The organism is Methanosaeta sp. UBA458 (assembly GCF_002496085.1).
Classification (GTDB): Archaea; Halobacteriota; Methanosarcinia; order Methanotrichales; family Methanotrichaceae; genus Methanothrix; species Methanothrix soehngenii.
The window spans coordinates 1-1295 of sequence record NZ_DAIK01000003.1; the positions used below are offsets into that span (position 1 = coordinate 1).

Annotated in this window: 2 protein-coding genes; one reads left to right on the forward strand and one right to left on the reverse strand. The window is 47.1% G+C overall.

Annotated features, from left to right (window positions below; all coding sequences use genetic code 11):
• Positions 1-683: proprotein convertase P-domain-containing protein (locus BP822_RS00040; protein WP_286877457.1), on the forward strand; the 683-nt coding region annotated here is incomplete at its 5' end.
• A 100-nt stretch (positions 684-783) separates the two neighbouring features.
• Here BP822_RS00040 and BP822_RS00045 read toward each other — a convergent pair.
• On the reverse strand, positions 784-1236 hold the full coding sequence (locus BP822_RS00045) for a peptidylprolyl isomerase (protein WP_349255769.1): 453 nt from the start codon (positions 1234-1236) through the stop codon (positions 784-786).
• Positions 1237-1295: the final 59 nt, after the last annotated feature.

The window sequence follows — 1295 nt, forward strand, 5'->3', positions numbered from 1 at the left end:
ATATCTCTGAAGAAGGAAGGGCGTCCAGGATCTATTTAAGCCTCGATATATCTCATTCCTATATCAGCGACTTGAAGGTGGAGCTCATCTCGCCATCCGGTAAGAGAGCGATGATTCATAATCGCGATGGAGGAGGTGAAGGCAATCTGATAAAGACATATGACTCCAATTCGCTGCCTTCTTTAGGGGATCTGGTAGGTTCGCCAATCAATGGCGAGTGGTCACTGACCGTAGCAGATGTAGCAGCCATTGACAAGGGCGTGCTCAATAGATGGTCAATTGAGATCGAGAAAGAAGCCTCTGAAATGGAAGTAAGCAAGGATCTGGAGCCGAATGAGCTAATACCAGATAATGATCCGAGAGGGGCTAGCGTGGCGATGAATCTTGATAAGAAGGGAATCGTCCAGAGAGTTGTGACCATGGTGGATATAACTCATCCCTTCATTGGAGATTTGAGGGTGGAGATACTGTCTCCTTCTGGAAAGACTGCCATTATCCATGATAGAGGAGGCTTCGATCAGGATAACCTGGTCAAGACCTATGACTCGCAGATAAATCCAGAATTGCAGGCTTTCGTAGGCCAACCAGCGGAAGGAAATTGGATACTCAGGGCTATGGATCTGTCAAGGCTGGATAAAGGCATTATAAATAAATGGAATATGAGAGTCACATATTCTGGATAGATACGCTTTTTTTCCGGGAAAAGGGGGCATAATCCTGCCCCTCCCATCCTGCCCCTCTCCCCAAAATCTATGGCTCTTCGCTGAATGGCCAAATCTTCTCTTACTGAGCAGACTTCTCCTTGCTCTTTGTTATCTCTAATAGCATAATATCGAAATAAAGCGTCTGCTCGACGAGGGGATGATTTGCATCCAGGGTGACTGTGGTCTCTGTAACATCTGTTATCTGCGCAGGGACATAAGTACCCTCGGAGGTGCAGATCTCAAGGCTCATTCCCTCGACGGGAACGAGGTCTGAAGGGAAATCCTTTTTATCCATGGTTATAGCCCGATCTTCCTTGTAATTGCCATAGCCCTTTTCTGGAGGGATCTGGACCTTCTTTGACTCGCCCGGGCTCATGCCGACTACAGCCTCTTCAAAGCCAGGTATGAAAGAGCCTGATCCAATCTCAAACTCCAGCGGATCGCATCCTTCTGATGTATCGAATATAACCCCTGTCCCCAGCTTGCCGGTGTAGTGCACCTTTACGGTGTCGCCCATTTTCGCCTGTGCCATATGATCCACCTCTTTATCCTCAATCCTTTTTCTTATTACTTCCATATAACTTCATCCAT